Below are 18151 nucleotides of genomic sequence, written 5' to 3'. Positions count from 1 at the left end.
CGACCGCTGGCCGGCATCCACGGGATCATGAGGTTGACGGCCAGCGGCCGGCACTACCAGCTACCCGACCGGCGGATTACCGATCAGGCCGCCAGCGAATGTCGACGCAGGAAGCCGCTCCCGCTGGCGGCATCGTGATTGCAAGCGGCAGGGTTCCAGGGGCTGCACCTGGGGCCGCGGATCCTGCGCACGGAAACGGCCGGACTGGCCGCGATTGCGGCGTTGCAGGCGCGGTTGGGCGATCTGGGCTAAGGCTTCGTGGTAGTGCCGGCCGCTGGCCGGCATCCACGGGATCATGGGGTTGCCGGCCAGCGGCCGGCACTACCGGGAACCCGACCGGCGGATTGCCGATCAGGCCGCCAGCGAATGTCGACGCTGGAAGCCGCTCCCGCTGGCGGCATCGTGATTGCAAGCGGCCGGCTTCCAGGGGCTGCAGCTGGGCCCGCGGATCCTGCGCACGGAAACGGCCGGGCTGGCCGCGATTGCCGCATTGCAGGCGCGGTTGGGCGACCTGGGGTAAGGCAGATTCGTGGTGGTGCCGACCGCTGGCCGGCATCCATGGGAACATGACGTTGCCGGCCAGCGGCCGGCACTACCGGGAACCCGACCGGCGGGTTCCCGATCAGGCCGCCAGCGAATCCAGCGCCGCTTCCAGGGCATCCAGGTTCGGCAGCAGGGCGCTCTGCTCACCCAGCAGTACGCGCATGTGCACGGTCTGCGGCAGGGTTTCCTCGGAGGCGTCGGCCAGCAGGCCATCGCGTGGCACCGAGATCAGCTGCGGGAAGTTCTGCGTCAGCAGCGCGTAGTACGGGCGCTGCGCGTTGCCGCTGAGGGACTTCAGCACCACCACCTTGTTGTGGCCGGCCACCACCTCTTCGCCCAGCCCCGAAAGCCGCGCGAACGACACCAGCGGCACCTGCCAGCCATGCCAGCCGATCTCGCCGACCAGCCAGCGCGGCGCCTCGGACACCGGCTGCACCGGCACCCGCGACATCATTTCGGCCACGGTGGCATTGGGCAGCAGCACGCGCTCGTTGCCGGCCTGGATCAGGACGCCGCGGATTTCGTCATTGCTGGCGTAGCTCATGGTGCCTCTCCGTTCTCTTGCTGTTCGCCCCAGCGCGCGGCAATCGCCTGCGCCAGTTCCTGCGGCTCGCCGGCCACCATGCCGGCAGCGACCACTGCGGTGGCCGCAGCCGGGTCATAGCAGCCCTCGCCCACCTGCCCGGCCACCCATGCACCGGCGGCCGCCAGATCCAGTGCCGGACCGACGTGGGCCAGGTCGGCACCACTGAGCAGCACCAGCGCGGTGTGCCCTGCCGGCAGCGAAGCGAGCGAAATGCCCTGGGCATCGCTCTGGAAATGCAGGCCATCACCGGCCGCGCGTACGCCGATGTCATCGGCCAGCACGTGCACCTCGCCCGGTACGGCGCGCTGGCCAGCCTCGGCCAGCTGCACCGGCAGAGGCGAAACGCGCGACATCTGCTTGACCAGGTTGCCGTAGCGGCCACCGTCCAGGCGCATGTGCACCAGTACCGGGACGCTCAGCGATGCAGGCAGCGCGCCGAGCAGGCGACGCAGTGCATCCGGCCCGCCAATGCCGGCCAACACCAGCAGCGAGGCGGCCCGCGCACCGACCGGTGCCGCGGCGTCCAGGTCGACCAGGCTCAAATGATCGGTATCAAAGGCCGGCTGCGTCGCGGCCACGGGCGCCGCCACGGCGGCCGGTGCCGGGGACTCGCTGGATTCGTCGACCAGCGACCAGGCGGTGTGATCGAACGAAACCGGTGGTGCCGCGGGCGCCGCCGGCTCGGCCAGCGGCGGCGGATCCAGCGGCGACGGCACGACCGGCTGCAGCGCCGCCAGGGCCTGTTCGAGCGCGATCGGCTCGTGCAGGTGCGTCGGCGGCGAATACAGGCCGTCGGCCGGGACGTCATCGGCCCAGCTCAGCGCCTGTTCGAGGTGCGGCTGCAGGGCTTCTTCCTGTGGCGCCGGCGCGGGCGCCGGATGGCCGGGCTCCAGCTGCAGGCCCGGTTCGTCCTCGGCACCCGGCGGCAACACCTGCTGGTGTCCGTGCAGCTTGGCGGCCAGATGCCGGCCCCAACGCTGGGCCTCCCAGCCATCGCGGCGTGCGGCCAGCTCGGCTTCATCGAACACCAGGGTCAGCCCGGGGGCGGAGAGGACGGCTTCCAGGCGTTCCAGCGCGTCCTCGATCGCCGCTTCCAGCGCGATCACCACGAACTGCGGGTCCGCAGCCTGCAGGACCTGTGGCTCCAGGCCGTTCGGATCATCTTCCAGGACCAGCTGCACATCCGCATGCGACAGCGCTTCGCGCAGGCGCTCACGCGCCGCGCCGGGGCGCGCCAGCAGGGCAACGGCCGGGGCCGGATGGGCTTCACTCACGGACACGGGCGATCCCCAGCAGGTCGTACACGTTACGCATCAGGTCCAGTTCCTGGTACGGCTTGCCCAGGTAACGCTGGACACCGATCTCGAAGGCGCGCTGGCGGTGCTTGTCGCCGCTGCGCGAGGTGATCATCACGATCGGCACATCCTTGTAGCGCGGGTCGGCACGCATCGCGGTGGCCAGCTCGTAGCCGTCCATGCGCGGCATCTCGATATCCAGCAGCATCAGGTCCGGCACGCGCTCTTCCAGCCGCTCCAGTGCTTCCACGCCATCGCGGGCGACGCTGACTTCGAAGTTGTGCCGTTCGAGGATGCGACCGGTCACCTTGCGCATGGTCAGCGAATCATCGACCACCATCACCAGCGGCACCTGGCGTTCGTCACGCGGCGCATTGGCCAGCACCGGTGCGGTCGGATTGGCCAGGAAGCGGCGCACCAGCGGCGCGACGTCCAGGATCACCACCACGCGGCCATCGCCGGTGATGGTGGCACCGTAGATGCCCGGTACCGAGGCGATCTGCAGGCCGACTGGCTTGACCACGATTTCGCGGTTGCCCAGCACCTGGTCGATCGCCACGGCCGCGCGCAGGTCACCGGCGCGGACCAGCAACAGCGGCACCTGGTCCTGCCCATCCGCCCGCGCCGGGGCCTGCCCGACCAGGCTGCCCAGGTCATACAGCGGATAGTCTTCGCCGCTGTAGCGGTAGCTGCTGTCGGCGGCCTCGAAACGCTCGCGCGACAGGCGACCGATGCCACTGACCGAGGCCACCGGCACGGCAAAGGTGGTGTCGCCGATCTGCACGAACACCGCTTGGGTGACAGCCAGCGTCTGCGGCAGGCGCAGGGTGAAACGCACGCCCTGGCCGCGCACCGACTGGATGTCGACCGAGCCGCCGAGCTGGCGCACTTCATTGCGCACCACGTCCATGCCCACGCCGCGGCCGGCCAGCTGGCTGACCTGGTCGGCGGTGGAGAAGCCGGAGGCGAAGATCAGGTTGTCCAGGTCCTGCTCGCTGGGCTGCGCATCGGCTGCCAGCAGCCCGCGATCGATGGCGCGCCGGCGGATCGCTTCGCGATCCAGGCCCGCGCCGTCATCGGCCACTTCCAGCACGATTTCCGAGCCTTCGCGATGCAGGCGGATGGCGACCTCGCCCTCTTCCGGCTTGCCGGCGGCGCGACGCTGCTCGGGCGCTTCCAGGCCGTGGGCCACGGAGTTGCGCAGCATGTGCTCCAGCGGCGCGACCATGCGATCCAGCACGTTGCGGTCCAGTTCGCCGTGGGTGCCTTCCAGGGTCAGGTGCACCTGCTTGCCGGTGTCCATGCCGGACTGGCGGACCACGCGACGCAGGCGCGGCACCAGGCCGTCGAACGGCACCATGCGCGCGCGCATCAGGCCATCCTGCAGTTCGGAACTGACACGCGACTGCTGTTGCAGCAGCGAGTCGTACTGGCGCGACAGATCGTCGAGCACGCCCTGCAGGCCCCCGAGGTCGGCCGCCGATTCGTTCAGCGCCCGGCTCAGCTGCTGCAGGGTGGAGAAGCGGTCCAGTTCCAGCGGATCGAACTTCTGGTCGGCCTGGTCCTGCTCACGCTGGTAGCGGGCGACGATCTGCGCTTCGGTTTCCAGGTCCAGGCGGCGAAGCTGGTCGCGCAGACGCGCGTTGGTGCGCTCCAGTTCGCCCATGGCACCACGGAAGGCACCCAGCTGCTGTTCCAGCCGCGAACGGTAGATCGCCACTTCACCGGCATGGTTGACCAGGCGGTCGAGCAGATCCGCGCGCACGCGCACCTGTTCCTGCTGCGGGCGTGCCAGCGGATCTTCATCGACCCCGCCTTCGGCCGGCAGCGGCGCCGACAACGGCGCATCGAGCAGGGCCGGTGCCGGGACCGCGTCCGGTGCCTGCGCCGTTTCGGCAACAGTGGCTTCGTTCGCGGCTGCCGCTGCGGCTGCGGACGCCGCCGCAGCGGCGGCGATGTCGGTGGTGGTGCGCACTTCGAACGCGTCCAGCAGGTCCTGCGCCGGTTCCACCACGCGGTGGTCGCCGGTGCGGGTCAGCAGCTGGTGCAGGCGATCGAACCCGCGCTCCAGCAACTGCACATCGCGGCGTTCGATGTCGGTGCGACCGGCGGCAACGGCTTCCAGCAACGATTCGATGCTGTGGCCCAGATCGCCGATGGCATTGATGCCGGCCATGCGTGCACCACCCTTCAGGGTGTGCAGGTCACGCTGCAGGCCGGCCAGCACCTCGCGGTCCTGCGGCGCATCGCGCAGTTCGCTGATCAGGCCATCGCAATGGTCGAGCAGGTCCTTGCCTTCCTCGACGAAGATGTCGACCAGTTCGCGATCATAGACGCTGAAGTCAAGTGCATCGGCACTCTCTTCCGCCACCGTCGCGGCAGCAGCCTCGGCTGCCTCGGGTTCAGATGCAACGCCTTCGGCCGGATCGGCTTCCACGTCATCCAACGCGGTGACCGCCCCTGCGTTGCCGATGTCGGCGTGGCCTTCGGCCTGGCCCGGCGCGTCTTCCATTTCGAAGAAGCGCACCGGTTCGGCGGTGCCCGGCGCTGCGTCCGCGGCCGCCTGCTCGTTCACCGTCGCCGGGGACGGCTGATCGGCGCTCTCTCCTTCACCGATCGCCGCCTCCCCGCCGACGTCCGCATCCTCGGCAAAGGCTTCCGCCTCGCCCGGCGCGAGTTCGCTGGCCTGCAGGCCGAGCAGGGGCCATTGCCCGTCGTCGGCCAGGGGCTGCTCTTCGTCGATCACGTGCAGGCCGGCCTCGAGCGCGGCTTCCAGCGAGACCGGTTCTGCAAACCCCGGCGCAGCCATTTCATCCTGCAGGCTCGACAGCTCGCTGTCGAGTGGCAGTGCAACAGGCGTCTCGAACTCCACCGCGTCGGCGAGGTCTGCACGCTCCGGCGCTGCCCCATTCAGGTCAGGGGCGACGGATTCGACAGTCGTCGGATCTTCTTCCGCATCGCGGTCGTCGACCGGCAGCGCACTGGCGTCCAGGTAGGGCGACAGATCGTCGACGACGGTCAGCCCCGCCTCGTCGGACAACGGCGACACGCGCTCGGCCTCCGCCTCGACCTTATCCGCCGCGGCTTCCTGTGCCACCTCCGCGACCTGGATCGATTCACCCCCCGGCAGGCCCAGCTCGCCCTCGCCCGGCGCGGACGGCCATTCCGCATCGAAATAGCGCGACAGGTCGTCGCTGGCAGTCAACTCGCCCACCTCCAGCCCGGCCTCGACCGCCGCGTCGGCAACTGCGGTAGCCCCAGCATCGGTAGGCGCGTCGCGCTCCGGTGCCGATTCGGCAGGCGACAGCGACAGGGCATCGGTTTCGACGTCGACGGGCGCCGATGCGTCCGCCTCCGATTCCGCCGCCGGTCCGTCCTCCAGCGCCAGCTCGTCGTCGTCGGCTTCCAGGCCGACCATCGGCCAGCGCGCTTCCGGCAGCTCGCCGGCCAGCGCCTGCAGGCGCTGCGCCAACACCTGCTGCGGCGCGATGCGCGGCTGTTCGGCCTGCAGCGCTTCCATGGTGGCGGTGATCGCCTGCGCGGTCGCATCCAGGGCGGCCACGGCGTCTTCGCCCGGCACCACCTCGGCCGCCAGGGCGCGCTTGATGTAGGACTCGGCCCCGCCGGTCACGGCGGTAATCTCGGGCACTTCGGTCATCGCGAAGGCGCCGTTCATGGTGTGCACCGCGCGCAGCAGTGCATCGCTGACCGGCAGCGGCGCCTGCTGCGCCGAACGCAGCCAGTCCTGCAGCGTGGCCTGGTGGACTTCCACCTCGGCCTCGAGAATCTCGCGCAGCACGCTGTCGATGTTGGCCGGCGTGCCGATGGCCTCGGCCTCGGCGGTTTCGCCAGCTTCCGGACCTGCAGCCTCGGCCTCGAGAATGCGGCTGATCTCGTCTTCGGCGTCGGCATTGCTCTCCGCCGCCACCGATGCGGCAGCGCCCGGCAGCGGTACGTAGTAGGTTTCCTCGCCTGCACCGACGCGATCGGCGATGGCCTGCATGGCCTGCAGGTCGACGCTGATGCGCTGGCCGTGGCGCAGCGCCGCGTTCAGCTGTGGCAGCGCCGCATGGGCGTTGTCGACCATGGCCAGCACCGCCGGCGACGCGGCGCGGCTGCCATCCAGCACGCGGTTGAGCATGCCTTCGATCTTCCAGGCGAACTCGCCCAGGGTACGCGCGCCGACCAGGCGGCCGCTGCCCTTGAGGGTGTGGAAGATGCGGCGGATCGGACGCAGCCGGTCCATGTTGTCCGGCTGCATGCGCCACGCCGGCAGCAACGTGCCGAGGTTGGCCAATTCATCGTCGAACTCTTCCAGGAACACCTCGCGGATGTCCTCGTCGATGTTCTCGGCATCGTCGTCAAAGCCGGCGTCGAAGCCCGCATTTGCGTCGGCGTCGGCGTCGGCCGCATTCGCAACCGCCGTTTCCGGGGTTGCAGCCGCGGCCATCGCCTGCGGATTGAAATCGGCAGCCGCCGCACTCAGCTCGGCGAAGAACTGGGCATCGGCTTCGCTGAAATCGATCGGCGCGATGGTGTCGATATCGATCACCGACACGGCCGGAGCGGACGCTTCTGAAGTCGCAGCCGCCTCTTCGGGCGTCGGCAGCGCAATGGATGGTGCCGGCGGCTCATCCGCGGCCGCATCCATCCCGGGCTCCGTCGCCGGCACGGCATCGGCCTGCGGCGGCATCACCGCATCGGCAAACTCCAGCGAAGCCGGCAACCCGGCGTCGTCATCCAGCGACAGCGTCTCCATCGCATGCAGCGACAGGACATCGTCAGCGTTGTCCAGTGCATCGGCGTCGAAGCGGAACACCACGTCATCGGCCACCGCAACTGCATCCTGTTCCGCGGCGACCGGATCGAACACCGGTGCAGCATCGAACTCGGCGACGGAGGCCAGCACTGCGTCGGTCGGCTCGTCGCTGGCAGGCGCCTCGACATCCTCAAGCACCTGTGGCGCCTCGGACAGCGACCACTGCGGCGCACCGGCGTGATCGCTGTCGGCCAGTTCGAAGCTGACGGGATCGAAACTGGCGAACGTCGGCGCGCGTTCGTCAGCGGTCGCGAGCGCTTCGGCTTCGGGGTAGAACGGCGCCAGCTCCCACTGCGGGACATCCGGCGCAGGTGCGCTGGACGCGGCAAAGACCAGTGCTGCCTCGGCATCTTCCTGCGTTGGCAGCGGCGAGGCGCCAGCATCCAACGGGCTGGCGGCCACGACGCCTGCGGTGCCCAGCGCGCCGAACATCAGGCTGTTGTCGGGCACCCTCGGTGCCGGCGTGGCCGGCGGCGGATCGAAGGTGAAGTCCGGCAGCGGTACCGGCACGTCGCCGGCCGCGGGCGCAGCAGGCTGCACCGGCACCTCGATGCGCTCGGGCTGCAGCGGCTCGGCCTGCAACGCAACCGGCTCGCGTTCAACCGGCAGCAGAGCCGGCGCTTCCGGCGCGGCGGCGTTGCGTTCGGGCAGCGGCCAGTAGCGCAGTGCCTCGAGGCTGCTGCGAGTGATTTCGAGAATATCCTCGCGGCCCGGGCGGCGGTCGCGCAGGGCTTCCAGGTAGTACTCCAGGCTGGCCATGGCATCGGCCAGGGTGTCCAGCTGGCGGCCGCTGGGTACGCGCTGGCGGCCGATCAGCTCGGCCTCGATGTACTGCTGCACGCCGCGCAGGTAGTCGGCGGCAGTACCCAGGTCAAGCATGCGCAGCGCGCCGGACACATCGCCCAGCAGGCGCGGGACATCCTGCAGCTCGGCATGGTTCCAGCTGGTTTCGATGAAGGCGACAAAATGCTCGCGCGCGGCGGCGAAGTTGGCGATGGCTTCATGCGCCAGCACCTCCACCGTGCGCCGGTTCTCGACCGCGCTCGGGTCGTCCTCGCCACTGCCGCCGGCGCCCAGATGGGCGACCTGATCGTCCAGCGACGCATCGACGTACAGCAGCGCACCGGCGATATCCAGCAGCAGGTTCTCGTCGATCTGCTGGCGGCCTTCGACCACGCCACGCAGCGCGTCGCGCTGCTGCACGACCACGCCGCGGGCCACGCCCAGGCCCATCATGCCCAGCGTGTCGGCCACGGCGCCGAGCTCGTTGGCCTGGGTCTGCAGCTGTTCCGGCGCACCGCCGGTGCGCAGGTGCAGGTCCAGCGCATCCTTGATGCGCAGCAGTTCTTCCTTCACCGCGCTGCCGACCGTGTCGAGCAGTTCGCGGTTGCGCCCGCTCAGGCTGCCCCGGGCATGGTCCAGCTCGGCCTCGGTGGCGGTGACGCTGTCCGGCGCAAAGGCCAGCAGCACGCTGTCATTGACGCCTTCTTCGCCGCGCGACGCACGGATCTCGTTGAGCAGCGGCATCAGCACGATCGGAATGTCGCGATGGCCGTTCTGCAGGCGCTCCAGATAGTCAGGCAGCAGCACGCTGCCACGCATCAGAGTCGCGCAGGCTTCGTCCCGGTCGGCCACCTGGCCGGCGCCGATGGCATTGGCCAGCTGCTCCAGCTCTTCGGCCACCATCGCCGGGGCATACAGCTCGACCATGCGCAGGGTGCCTTGCACCTGGTGCAGGTAGCCGGCGCAGATGCGCATGCGGCTGGCATCGCTCGGGTCTTCCGCGTAGTACTCGACCTCGTTGCGCACCTGGCGCAGGGTCTCGTCCAGCTCGGGCTTGACCCAGCCCAGTGCTGCGTGGCTCATCGCATCGCGCAGACTGCTCATGGATGCGCTCCGTTCGCCGCCGCGCGGTGGCCGCGCGAGTTCTGGCGTGGGGAATGGAAATGCTTCATCGACTGGTTCCTTGCTCGCCGCCCTGCCCGCGTCACGCCGGCAGCTTGAAGTCGGCGACCGAACGGCGCAGGTCCGCCGCCAGCTGCGCGAGGTGGCCGATCGACTCTGCGGTCTGCCCGGCACCCTGCGAGGTCTGGCCGGTGATCTGCCGGATCACGCCCATGGTGCGGGTGATGTCCGAGGCCGCGGCCGACTGCTGCTGGGCAGCGATGGAGATGTTCTTGATGAGGGTATTGAGGGCGTTGGACACGCGCTCGATCTCGGTCAGCGCGGTACCGGCGTCCTCGGCCAGGCGCGCACCGGACACCACTTCGGCCGTGGTCTGTTCCATCGAGGTGACCGCTTCATTGGTATCGGCCTGAATGGCCTGGACCAGGTTTTCGATGCGTCGGGTCGCACCCGAGGTACGTTCTGCCAGGCGCTGCACTTCGTCGGCCACGACCGCGAAGCCCCGGCCGGCTTCACCCGCCGACGCAGCCTGCACCGCCGCGTTCAGCGCCAGGATGTTGGTCTGCTCGGAAATGTCATTGATCAGTTCCACGATCGAACCGATTTCCTGCGACGACTCGCCCAGGCGCTTGATGCGCTTGGAGGTTTCCTGGATCTGGTCGCGGATCTGGTCCATGCCCTGGATGGTCTCGCGCACCACGCCGGCACCTTCGGCGGCGATCACCACCGAGCGCTGTGCCACGTCGGCCGACTCGGCCGAGTTGCGCGACACCTGCTCGATGCTCGCTGCGATTTCACCGATGCGGTCCGAGGCGGAGGTGATCTGGTTGGCCTGGTGGCCCGCCGCCTCTGCCAGCTGCATCGCGGTGGCCTGTGTTTCCTGGGTGGACATCGCGACCTTGGCCGAGGTGTCGTTGATGGTGGTCACCAGGTGGCGCAGTTCGTCCACCGCATAGTTGATCGCGTCGGCGATCGCGCCGGTCATGTCCTCGGTCACCGACGCCTTCACCGTCAGGTCACCCTCACCGAGCGAGGAGATTTCGTCCAGCAGCCGCATGATCGCCTGCTGGTTGCGGCTGTTGAATTCCACCTGGGTCTGGTAGCGCAGTTCCTGCTCGCGCGAGCGGCTGCGCACGTTGGTGGAGACGAAGCCGATGATCGCGATCAGCGACAGCGCGCCGGACACCACGCCGATCCAGAAGTTCGGGAACAGGCGGGTGTCGGAGACCGAGCCGAACGAGGAGAACGCATCGAACAGCTTGCGGCTGTCGTCCAGCATGTGGGCCGAGCCCTGGCCCAGCGCGGTGGCGGCGGACTGCGCCGCGAACAGCTGGCGCGAGCTGGCCAGGATCGCGTCGGCGTCCTGCTTCATCGCTTCCCACTTCTGCTGCGACTGCTCCAGTGCGGCCACGGCGGCGCCGCCGCGCACGGCGGTGATGCCCAGTTCCTCGTTGCCGTTGCGCAGGCCGTCGAGCACCTGCGAGAACACGGTGATGTCACGCGCCAGCGCATCACCGGAGGTCGCTGCGGCACCGCCACCGGCACGCATTTCGGTCACGCGGCGCGCCATCGAACCGGCCACCACCACCTGCTGCAGTGCGCTGTACACCTGCGACGAGGGGGCGCCGGAGGCGGACATCGCGCGCACCAGCTCGTTCAGCTGGGCCTGCAGGCCCGGTACCGCGCCGGTGAAGTTGTTGGCATTGCCGGCCAGCGCCAGCACCGCCGGCTCGCTGGCCACCAGCTGCCCGGCCTGCTTGCCCAGCGGCGCCCAGGTTTCGCCCAGGGTGGCGATGGCGCCGGACACGCCCGGCTCCTTGCCATAGCGGCCCTGCAGCGTCGACACGTTCTGTTCGATCGCGTTGCGGGTGGCCTTGAAGGCGGTGAAGGCCTGGGCATTGCCGCCGACCGCGTCACGTCCCTGGTTGGCCAGCTGCTGCGACAGCACCTGCAGGTCGGCGGCCTTGGAGCCGGCGTCGGCGAGGCGACTGCCCTGCCAGGTGGCGACGCCGGTATTGACGCCGAACAGGATCATCGATGCCAGCAGCAGGAACAGCCAGAGGTTGCTGCCGCCCAGCCGCAGCTTGCCGGTCTTGGTGGCGTCCGAAGCAGTACTCATCGTTCAACCTCGATCTTCAATGCAGGGGGCGATGCCCGGCCTCAGGCCGCGGCTTGCCGGAATTCAGGGGTGCGCGACAGCAGCGAGAGCGAGAACACGCCCCAGTCGTGGCCGTCGGCATGGAAGGCACGGTCAACGAAATGGCCGTAGCGACCTTCGGCCAGCGTGCCCGCTTCGATCTGCTGGTCGAGCTCGAAGCTGCGCTGGCCGAACAGTTCATCGATGGTCAGTGCGACGTCGCCGCCGGCCTGGCGCATGATCAGCACGCGCTGGCCTTCCTGCTGCACGGTGCGCGTGCCTTCCAGGAAGTACTTCAGGTCCACCACCGGGAACAGGTTGCCGCGCAGGTTGCCCACGCCCAGCAGCCAGGGCTGCGCGCAGGGTACCGGGGTCACCGGCGGCATCGGCACGATTTCCACCACTTCGCGGAAATCGGACACCAGCCGGCGCTGGCCGACGCGGTAACCCACGCCACGCCACAGGTCCTGGGCGAACTGCCGCCCGGGCAGCTGCACTGCATGGGCCAGGCTGCGTCGTTCGTAGGCTTCAAGTATGTCGAAGGGCGAGCGCATCAGGCCACCAGTTCGTTGATCCGCGCGATCAGTTCATCCTCGCGCGGCGGCTTGACGATGTAATCGGCCGCGCCCTGGCGCAGGCCCCAGGCCTTGTCGGTTTCCATCGCCTTGGTGCTGACGATGATCACCGGGATGTGCTTGATCGCCGCATCGCGGGCCATCGCCCGGGTGGCCTGGAAACCGCTCATGCCGGGCAGGACCACGTCCATCAGCACCAGCTGCGGCACCTGGTCGCGGACCAGCTGCAGGCCATCCTCGGCGTTGTCCGCTTCCAGCACCTCGTGGCCGGCACGGCGCAGCCACTGGGTGAACACCGCGCGGTCGGTCGGTGAATCCTCGATCAGGACGATACGAGCCATTGTGCCTTTCCCCCCTGGTCAGGCGTTGACGTATGTGCGGATGGCACCCAGCAGTTCTTCGCGCGTGAAAGGCTTGGTCAGGTATTGCTCCGAGCCGACGATGCGCCCCCGCGCCTTGTCGAACAGACCATCCTTGGATGACAGCATGATCACCGGGGTCGCCTTGAACAGCTGGTTGCCCTTGATCAGCGCACAGGTCTGGTACCCATCCAGGCGCGGCATCATGATGTCGACGAAGATGATCTGCGGTTGCTGGTCTGCGATCTTGGCAAGCGCTTCGAAGCCGTCGGTGGCGGTGACCACCTCGCAGCCTTCGCGCTTGAGCAGCGTTTCCGCAGTCCTGCGGATGGTCTTCGAATCATCGATGACCATCACCCGGAGTCCTGCGAGTTCCCCGCCCGCAGTCGTGTTTTCAGTCATTGCCTATCCCCAAGCGCACGGCCCAATCTCTGGCGGGAGCCGCTGCGAAAGCGTATCTATATCGCACTTTCCGCGCCCGCTTCAAGGCCGGCCTGCCGCGCAGGGGGTAGCACCGGGCTGAACGTGACCGGGTTCGCAATGACTGCGCCGCCGGCAGGCGGACGCTGCGTTGCAGTCCGCCGGGGAGGCGCGCGGCCAGCGTTGCCGCTACCATCAACGCCTTGCCTGACAGGTGCGCCCATGCCGTTGAACGTCATCGTGGTGATGGATCCCATCGCCCACATCAAGATCGCCAAGGACACCACCTTCGCCATGCTGCTGGAAGCCCAGCGCCGCGGCCATGCCCTGCACTACGTGCGACCGGGCGGCCTGGCGCTGGAAGGTGGCGTGGCGGTCGCCCAGACCGCGCCGCTGCAGGTGCGCGACGACCCGGCCGGCTGGTATGAGCTGGGCGCGTTCAGTCGTACCGCGTTCGGTCCCGGCCAGATCGTGCTGATGCGCAAGGACCCGCCGGTCGACGCCGAGTACGTCTATGACACCCAGGTGCTGGACGTGGCTGCCGCCGCCGGCGCCTGCGTGGTCAACAACCCGCAGGGGCTGCGCGACTACAACGAGAAGCTGGCCGCCCTGCTGTTCCCGCAGTGCTGCCCGCCGACCCTGGTCAGCCGCGATGCCAAGGCGCTGAAGGCCTTCGCCCTGGAACACGGCCAGGCCGTGCTGAAGCCGCTGGACGGCATGGGCGGCCGCTCGATCTTCCGCAGCGGCCAGGGCGATCCGAACCTGAACGTGATCCTGGAGACCCTGACCGACGGCGGCCGCAGGCTGGCGCTGGCCCAGAAGTTCATTCCCGACATCACGGCCGGCGACAAGCGCATCCTGCTGGTCGACGGCGAACCGGTCGACTACTGCCTGGCGCGCATCCCGCAGGGCGACGAGTTCCGCGGCAACCTCGCGGCCGGCGGCCGCGGCGAAGGCCGCCCGCTGAGCGAGCGTGACCGCTGGATCGCCGCCCAGGTCGGGCCGGAGATGAAGCGCCGTGGCATGCGCTTCGTCGGCCTGGACGTGATCGGCGATTACCTGACCGAAGTCAACGTGACCAGCCCGACCTGCGTGCGCGAGCTGGACGCGCAGTACGGCCTGAACATCGCTGGCACCCTGTTCGACGCGCTCGAGGCCGGCCTGCGCTGATGGAGGCCGCACCCGCCGTCCTGCCGCCGCCGCGGCGCGAAGCGCAACGGCTGGGCGCCACCGTTGCGTTGTCGGTCGTGGTCCACGCCCTGCTGATCCTGGGCGTGGGCTTTGCGGTGAAGGGCGATGCACCCCTGGTGCCGACGCTGGAGGTGATCTTCAGCCAGACGCGCACTGCGCTGACGCCCAAGCAGGCCGACTTCCTTGCCGCGGCCAGCCAGGAGGGCGGTGGCGAGCACGACCGTGCGCAGCGCCCACGCGACAACCAGGCCGGCATCGTGCCGCAGGCCCAGGCCGGACTGAGCCCGGTACCGCAACAGCAGCAGTCGGCCGCCCCGGCGCCCCCGCCGCAGGCGCGGGTGGTCAGCAGCCGCAACGGCGAAGAGGCGGTGGCCCAGGCGCAGGCGCGCCCGACACCGGAGCAGCCGGAACCGGATGCACCGCTGACGGCACGTGAGCAGCGTGATGCCGAAATGGCGCGGCTGGCGGCCGAGGTGCATCTGCGCTCGGCGCAGTACGCCAAGCGCCCGAACCGCAAGTTCGTGTCGGCCAGCACGCGCGAATATGCCTACGCCAATTACCTGCGCGCCTGGGTCGACCGCGCCGAGCGCGTCGGCAACCTGAATTACCCGGACGAGGCCCGGCAGCGCCGGCTCGGCGGCCAGGTGGTGATCAGCGTCGGCGTGCGCCGCGATGGCAGCGTGGAGAGCAGCCGGATCCTGCGTTCGAGCGGGACGCCGTTGCTGGATGAGGCGGCGTTGCGGGTGGTGCAGCTGGCCCAGCCGTTCCCGCCGTTGCCGAAGACCGAGGACGAGATCGACATCCTGCAGGTCACCCGCACGTGGGTGTTCCTGCCGGGTGGCACCCTGCACGACGACCGGTAGGGTTTTGTGGCCCGGGCCTGCGGCCCGGGACCCGCTGGACGTCAACGTCAACGTCAACGTCAAAAGCGGCGGTTGGGCTTTGAGTTTGGCGGGGCGGTGTGGGCTTGCAGGACACGCCGTAAACCCATCCATGGGGGCTCGATGGCGCCTTGCTCGTGTGCGCTGTCCTGCGCACACGGCAAGACCGGGGTTGGGCGTCCTGCCCAACCCGCTCGAGGCGTGCCTCGGGCCCATGGCGCCAACGGTCCTGCAAGCCCACACCGCCCCACCTCTGACAGATCGCGGCGTATCACGTCCCGCTCCGCTGTTGATAGGTGTCGACCTTGGTCGACACACATCCACGCCACGCGTGGATGCGAGCGAAGCGACCCGCTTTTGACTTTGACTTTTCTTTTCTTGATTTTCCGTGGCGGACGCACACGGAAACTGTCAGAGGCCGGGCGGGTGGGCTGCGCAGGGGCGTGAGCCGCATGGATGCGGCGACCGAGCTTACAGGGACGTACTTGCAGCGCCCCCTGCGCAGCCCACCCGCCCGGCCAAACCACGGCTTTTGATCTACGCGACCAATCCCGCCACGAGGGGCTCAGCCGTTGGCCTTCGCCTTCGCCTCGCGCGCGACTTGCTGCTCGACCAGGGTCAGTGCCACGTTGTCGCGCAGGTAGGCCGGCTCGACCTTCTCCGGTGCAATGGCTTCGCCGCGCGCGAACGCCGGCACCGCCAGTGCGAGCACGTCCGACGCACGCGGCAATGCCGTGGCGTCGAAACCGCGCAGGCCTGCACCAAGCTGCGCGACCAGCGCACCCTCGGCTGCGGCGAAACCGGTACCCACACCGTAGACGGACAGCCCTTCCGGCAACGCCACCGCCGCCGGCGCGCAGACGCGCTCGGCATCGCGCGCCACCGGCAGGCCGTCCACGCGCTCGAAGCGGGCGACATACAGTTCGCCCATCCGCGCATCGATCGCCGACAGGAGCTGCGTTTCCCCGGCCGGTGCGCGCAGCGCCAGCACCTGCAGCGTCGAGACCGGCAGCAGCGGGCGGTCCAGCGCCAGGGCGATGCCCTGGGCGATGGCAATCGCCAGGCGCACGCCCGTGAATGCACCCGGGCCGCGACTGAGCGCGATGCCATCGAGCTGGCGACGGCTGATGCCGGCGTCGGCCAGCAACGCCTCGGCCCACGGCAGGCTCAGCTCGGCATGCCGGCGCGGGGCGATCTCGAACCGTTCCAGCACCTGCCCATCGACATGCAGGGCAACGGAACAGGCTTCGGTGGCGGTTTCAAAGGCGAGCAGTTTCATCGGATCGGGTCAGAACAGGGGGAACGTGGCACCGTGAGTGGGCTCCGGGCCCGCCACGGTGGCCGCCGGAGCAGCCGCATCGTCGGCCACGGGCGCCCATTGTGGCGCAAAGAAGGCCTGCACATCGGCCAGGCTGCGGGTACGGCGGAACGGCGGCAGTGAATCCAGGAAGACCCGGCCATACCCCCGGTTGAGCAGGCGCGGATCGCACAACACCAGCACACCACGATCGCTTTCGCTGCGGATCAAGCGGCCGACGCCCTGCTTCAGGGCGATCACCGCCTGCGGCAGCTGTTCGTCGCGGAACGGATTGCCGCCCTGGCTGCGGATCGCCTCCAGCCGCGCTTCGTAGACCGGATCGTCCGGTGCCGCAAACGGCAGCTTGTCGATCACCACCACGCTCAGCGCTTCGCCGACGACGTCCACGCCTTCGCGGAAACTGGCCGAACCGAGCAGCACGCCGTTGCCCGACTCGCGGAAGCGCTGCAGCAGTGTTGCGCGCGGCGCCTCGCCCTGCACGAACAACGGCCACGGCCCATCCCGCAGTGCCTCGGCGGCCTCGCGCAAGGCGCGGTGCGAGGCGAACAGCAGGAACGCCCTGCCCTGCGAGGCCTGCAGCACCGGCCGCAGGGCCTGGATCAGCGCGGTGCCGAATCCGCGCGCCGCCGGATCGGGCAGGCCTTCGGGCAGGTAGCACAACGCCTGCTCGGGCCAGTTGAACGGGCTTGGCTGGACCAGCGTGTGGGGATCGTCCAGGCCCAGGCGCGTGGCGATATGGTCGAAACCACCGCCCACGGTCAGCGTGGCCGAGGTGAAGATCCACGCCGCACGGCTGCGTTCGCGATGCTCGCGCAATGGGCCGGACACATCCATCGGCGTGCGCTGGCAGCGGAACCCGCGCGGCGTGAGTTCGTACCACAGCACATCGGCGGGACTGGCAGCGTCGGCCGGGTCGGTATCGAAATCGAGCGCTGGCGCATCATCGCCCAGCCAGCGACCGAGCCGCGAGACTGCCTCGCGCGCCCGTGCATGGCAGGCATCCAGGCCCGCCGCCGCTTCGCGCAGCGGCTGCAAAGCCTGCTCGAGCGTCACCAGGCCGGCCATCACCGTATCGAATCCGTCGCGGACCTGCGGCATGGCCAGCGCACGCCACTGCGTACCCCGCAGCGGCAGCCCTTCCATCGCCGAACGCAGCGCCAGCAATGCCTGCTGCAGCTGATCCACCGGTTCCTGCAGGGCCGACTGCGCGCCCCCTACGCCGCGCGCCTCGGCCAGGCAGTCGCGGCCCAGTTCCTGCCATGGGCGCATGCCGAACCCCTCGCCGAAGAACTGCGCAGCCAGTTCGGGCAACTGGTGTGCCTCGTCGATGACAAAGGCCTGCGCCCCCGGCAGCAGTTCGCCGAAACCGTCCTGCTTCAGGGCCAGATCGGCCAGCAGCAGGTGATGGTTGACCACCACCACATCGGCGGCCTGCGCACGTTGCCGCGCACGCACCACGAAGCAGTCATCCCAGAACGGGCAATCGGTACCCAGGCAGTTGTCGACGGTGGAGGTGACCATCGGCAGCAGCGGCGAATCATCGGCCAGGCCGTCGAGCTCAGCGATGTCGCCGAACTCCGAGCGACCGGACCAGGCCAGGATGCGCTGGAACTGCGCGGCCTGTTCGGGGCTGGAGAACCGCGGTTCGCCGCGGGCCTGCTGCAGGCGGTAGCGGCACAGGTAATTCGCGCGCCCCTTCAGCAGTGCACTGCGCAGGCCGACGCCGAGCGCCTGGCGCACGCGTGGCAGGTCGCGATGGTAGAGCTGGTCCTGCAGCGCGCGGGTACCGGTGGAGATGATGGTGCGCAGCCCGGAAAGCAGCACCGGCACCAGGTAGGCGAAGGTCTTGCCGGTGCCGGTACCGGCCTCGGCCAGCAGCAGGTCACGCTGCTGCAGCGCGTCGGCGATGGCTTCGGTCAGGTGCAGCTGTGCTGGACGCGGGACAAAGGCATCCAGGTGCGAGGCGAGCGCGCCGCCGTCGCTGAGGGCTTCGCGGCTGGCATGGACAAGGTCGGACATCAGAGGGAGAGGATACCCGGCCGGGCGCTGCCCGGCACCCGTTTCAAGCCAGGGCAACAGCAACGGCAACGACAGTCATGGCTCTGGGTTGCACTGAGGGCAG

The 18151-nt window shown here is 69.3% G+C and carries 11 protein-coding genes and 2 pseudogenes; 4 read left to right on the top strand and 9 right to left on the bottom strand.

Annotated features, from left to right (window positions below):
- Positions 1-147: 147 nt before the first annotated feature.
- Both LRM18_RS11385 and LRM18_RS11380 read left to right on the top strand, forming a co-directional pair.
- Positions 148-252 (top strand): annotated as a pseudogene (locus tag LRM18_RS11385) (16S rRNA (uracil(1498)-N(3))-methyltransferase); the annotation flags it as partial.
- A gap of 163 nt (positions 253-415) precedes the next feature.
- A pseudogene (locus tag LRM18_RS11380) lies at positions 416-520 on the top strand (16S rRNA (uracil(1498)-N(3))-methyltransferase); the annotation flags it as partial.
- A gap of 102 nt (positions 521-622) precedes the next feature.
- On the opposite strand, the gene LRM18_RS11375 reads toward LRM18_RS11380, so the two are convergent.
- The 7 genes from LRM18_RS11375 to pilG all read right to left on the bottom strand — a co-directional run bounded on the left by LRM18_RS11375 (position 623) and on the right by pilG (position 12621).
- Positions 623-1087, bottom strand: coding sequence for a chemotaxis protein CheW (locus tag LRM18_RS11375; protein ID WP_064239037.1), 465 nt, complete (start codon positions 1085-1087; stop codon positions 623-625).
- Positions 1084-2409, bottom strand: coding sequence for a chemotaxis protein CheB (locus LRM18_RS11370; protein WP_270954564.1), 1326 nt, complete (start codon positions 2407-2409; stop codon positions 1084-1086). Before LRM18_RS11370 ends, LRM18_RS11375 begins: the two co-directional genes overlap by 4 nt.
- Positions 2396-9130 (bottom strand): Hpt domain-containing protein, encoded by a 6735-nt coding sequence (locus LRM18_RS11365; RefSeq protein ID WP_270954562.1) that lies wholly within the window; start codon positions 9128-9130, stop codon positions 2396-2398. Before LRM18_RS11365 ends, LRM18_RS11370 begins: the two co-directional genes overlap by 14 nt.
- 100 nt (positions 9131-9230) lie before the next feature.
- Positions 9231-11267, bottom strand: coding sequence for a methyl-accepting chemotaxis protein (locus LRM18_RS11360; RefSeq protein ID WP_270954560.1), 2037 nt, complete (start codon positions 11265-11267; stop codon positions 9231-9233).
- Between the two features lie 41 nt (positions 11268-11308).
- The gene (locus LRM18_RS11355) at positions 11309-11839 is read right to left on the bottom strand and encodes a chemotaxis protein CheW (protein ID WP_049468081.1); all 531 of its coding nucleotides are present in this window, start codon (positions 11837-11839) and stop codon (positions 11309-11311) included.
- Positions 11839-12201 (bottom strand): response regulator, encoded by a 363-nt coding sequence (locus LRM18_RS11350; RefSeq protein WP_005410717.1) that lies wholly within the window; start codon positions 12199-12201, stop codon positions 11839-11841. The genes LRM18_RS11355 and LRM18_RS11350 overlap by 1 nt, the downstream gene beginning before the upstream one ends.
- Positions 12202-12219: 18 nt before the next feature.
- The gene (gene pilG / locus LRM18_RS11345) at positions 12220-12621 is read right to left on the bottom strand and encodes a twitching motility response regulator PilG (protein WP_005418455.1); all 402 of its coding nucleotides are present in this window, start codon (positions 12619-12621) and stop codon (positions 12220-12222) included.
- A gap of 240 nt (positions 12622-12861) precedes the next feature.
- Between pilG and gshB the strand changes: the two genes are divergently transcribed.
- Both gshB and LRM18_RS11335 read left to right on the top strand, forming a co-directional pair.
- Positions 12862-13809, top strand: a complete 948-nt coding sequence (gene gshB, locus LRM18_RS11340; RefSeq protein WP_057494962.1) for a glutathione synthase — start codon at positions 12862-12864, stop codon at positions 13807-13809.
- Positions 13809-14693 carry an energy transducer TonB gene (locus LRM18_RS11335; RefSeq protein ID WP_049468077.1) on the top strand — a complete coding sequence of 295 codons (885 nt, stop codon included), beginning with the start codon at positions 13809-13811 and terminating at the stop codon, positions 14691-14693. Before gshB ends, LRM18_RS11335 begins: the two co-directional genes overlap by 1 nt.
- Positions 14694-15276: 583 nt before the next feature.
- Here the strand turns inward: LRM18_RS11335 and tsaB are convergent.
- Together tsaB and LRM18_RS11325 are read right to left on the bottom strand one after the other, a co-directional pair.
- A complete protein-coding gene (tsaB, locus tag LRM18_RS11330) occupies positions 15277-15990 on the bottom strand; it encodes a tRNA (adenosine(37)-N6)-threonylcarbamoyltransferase complex dimerization subunit type 1 TsaB (RefSeq protein ID WP_270954535.1) in 714 nt (237 codons plus the stop codon).
- 9 nt (positions 15991-15999) lie between these two features.
- Entirely contained in the window at positions 16000-18048 is a 2049-nt protein-coding gene (locus LRM18_RS11325) for an ATP-dependent DNA helicase (RefSeq protein WP_057495230.1), read from the bottom strand.
- Between the last annotated feature and the right edge of the window lie 103 nt (positions 18049-18151).

Source organism: Stenotrophomonas sp. PI_27 (genome assembly GCF_027854495.1).
Lineage (GTDB): Bacteria > Pseudomonadota > Gammaproteobacteria > Xanthomonadales > Xanthomonadaceae > Stenotrophomonas > Stenotrophomonas pavanii.
This window is presented reverse-complemented; position numbering and strand designations above follow the sequence as displayed.

Coding starts and splice junctions, on each gene's coding strand:
- LRM18_RS11355 (WP_049468081.1), bottom strand. CDS start 11,839: ATGCGCTCGCCCTTCGACATACTTGAAGCCTACGAACGACGCAGCCTG.
- LRM18_RS11360 (WP_270954560.1), bottom strand. CDS start 11,267: ATGAGTACTGCTTCGGACGCCACCAAGACCGGCAAGCTGCGGCTGGGC.
- LRM18_RS11350 (WP_005410717.1), bottom strand. CDS start 12,201: ATGGCTCGTATCGTCCTGATCGAGGATTCACCGACCGACCGCGCGGTG.
- LRM18_RS11335 (WP_049468077.1), top strand. CDS start 13,809: ATGGAGGCCGCACCCGCCGTCCTGCCGCCGCCGCGGCGCGAAGCGCAA.
- LRM18_RS11325 (WP_057495230.1), bottom strand. CDS start 18,048: ATGTCCGACCTTGTCCATGCCAGCCGCGAAGCCCTCAGCGACGGCGGC.
- LRM18_RS11365 (WP_270954562.1), bottom strand. CDS start 9,130: ATGAGCAGTCTGCGCGATGCGATGAGCCACGCAGCACTGGGCTGGGTC.
- tsaB (WP_270954535.1), bottom strand. CDS start 15,990: ATGAAACTGCTCGCCTTTGAAACCGCCACCGAAGCCTGTTCCGTTGCC.
- LRM18_RS11375 (WP_064239037.1), bottom strand. CDS start 1,087: ATGAGCTACGCCAGCAATGACGAAATCCGCGGCGTCCTGATCCAGGCC.
- gshB (WP_057494962.1), top strand. CDS start 12,862: ATGCCGTTGAACGTCATCGTGGTGATGGATCCCATCGCCCACATCAAG.
- pilG (WP_005418455.1), bottom strand. CDS start 12,621: ATGACTGAAAACACGACTGCGGGCGGGGAACTCGCAGGACTCCGGGTG.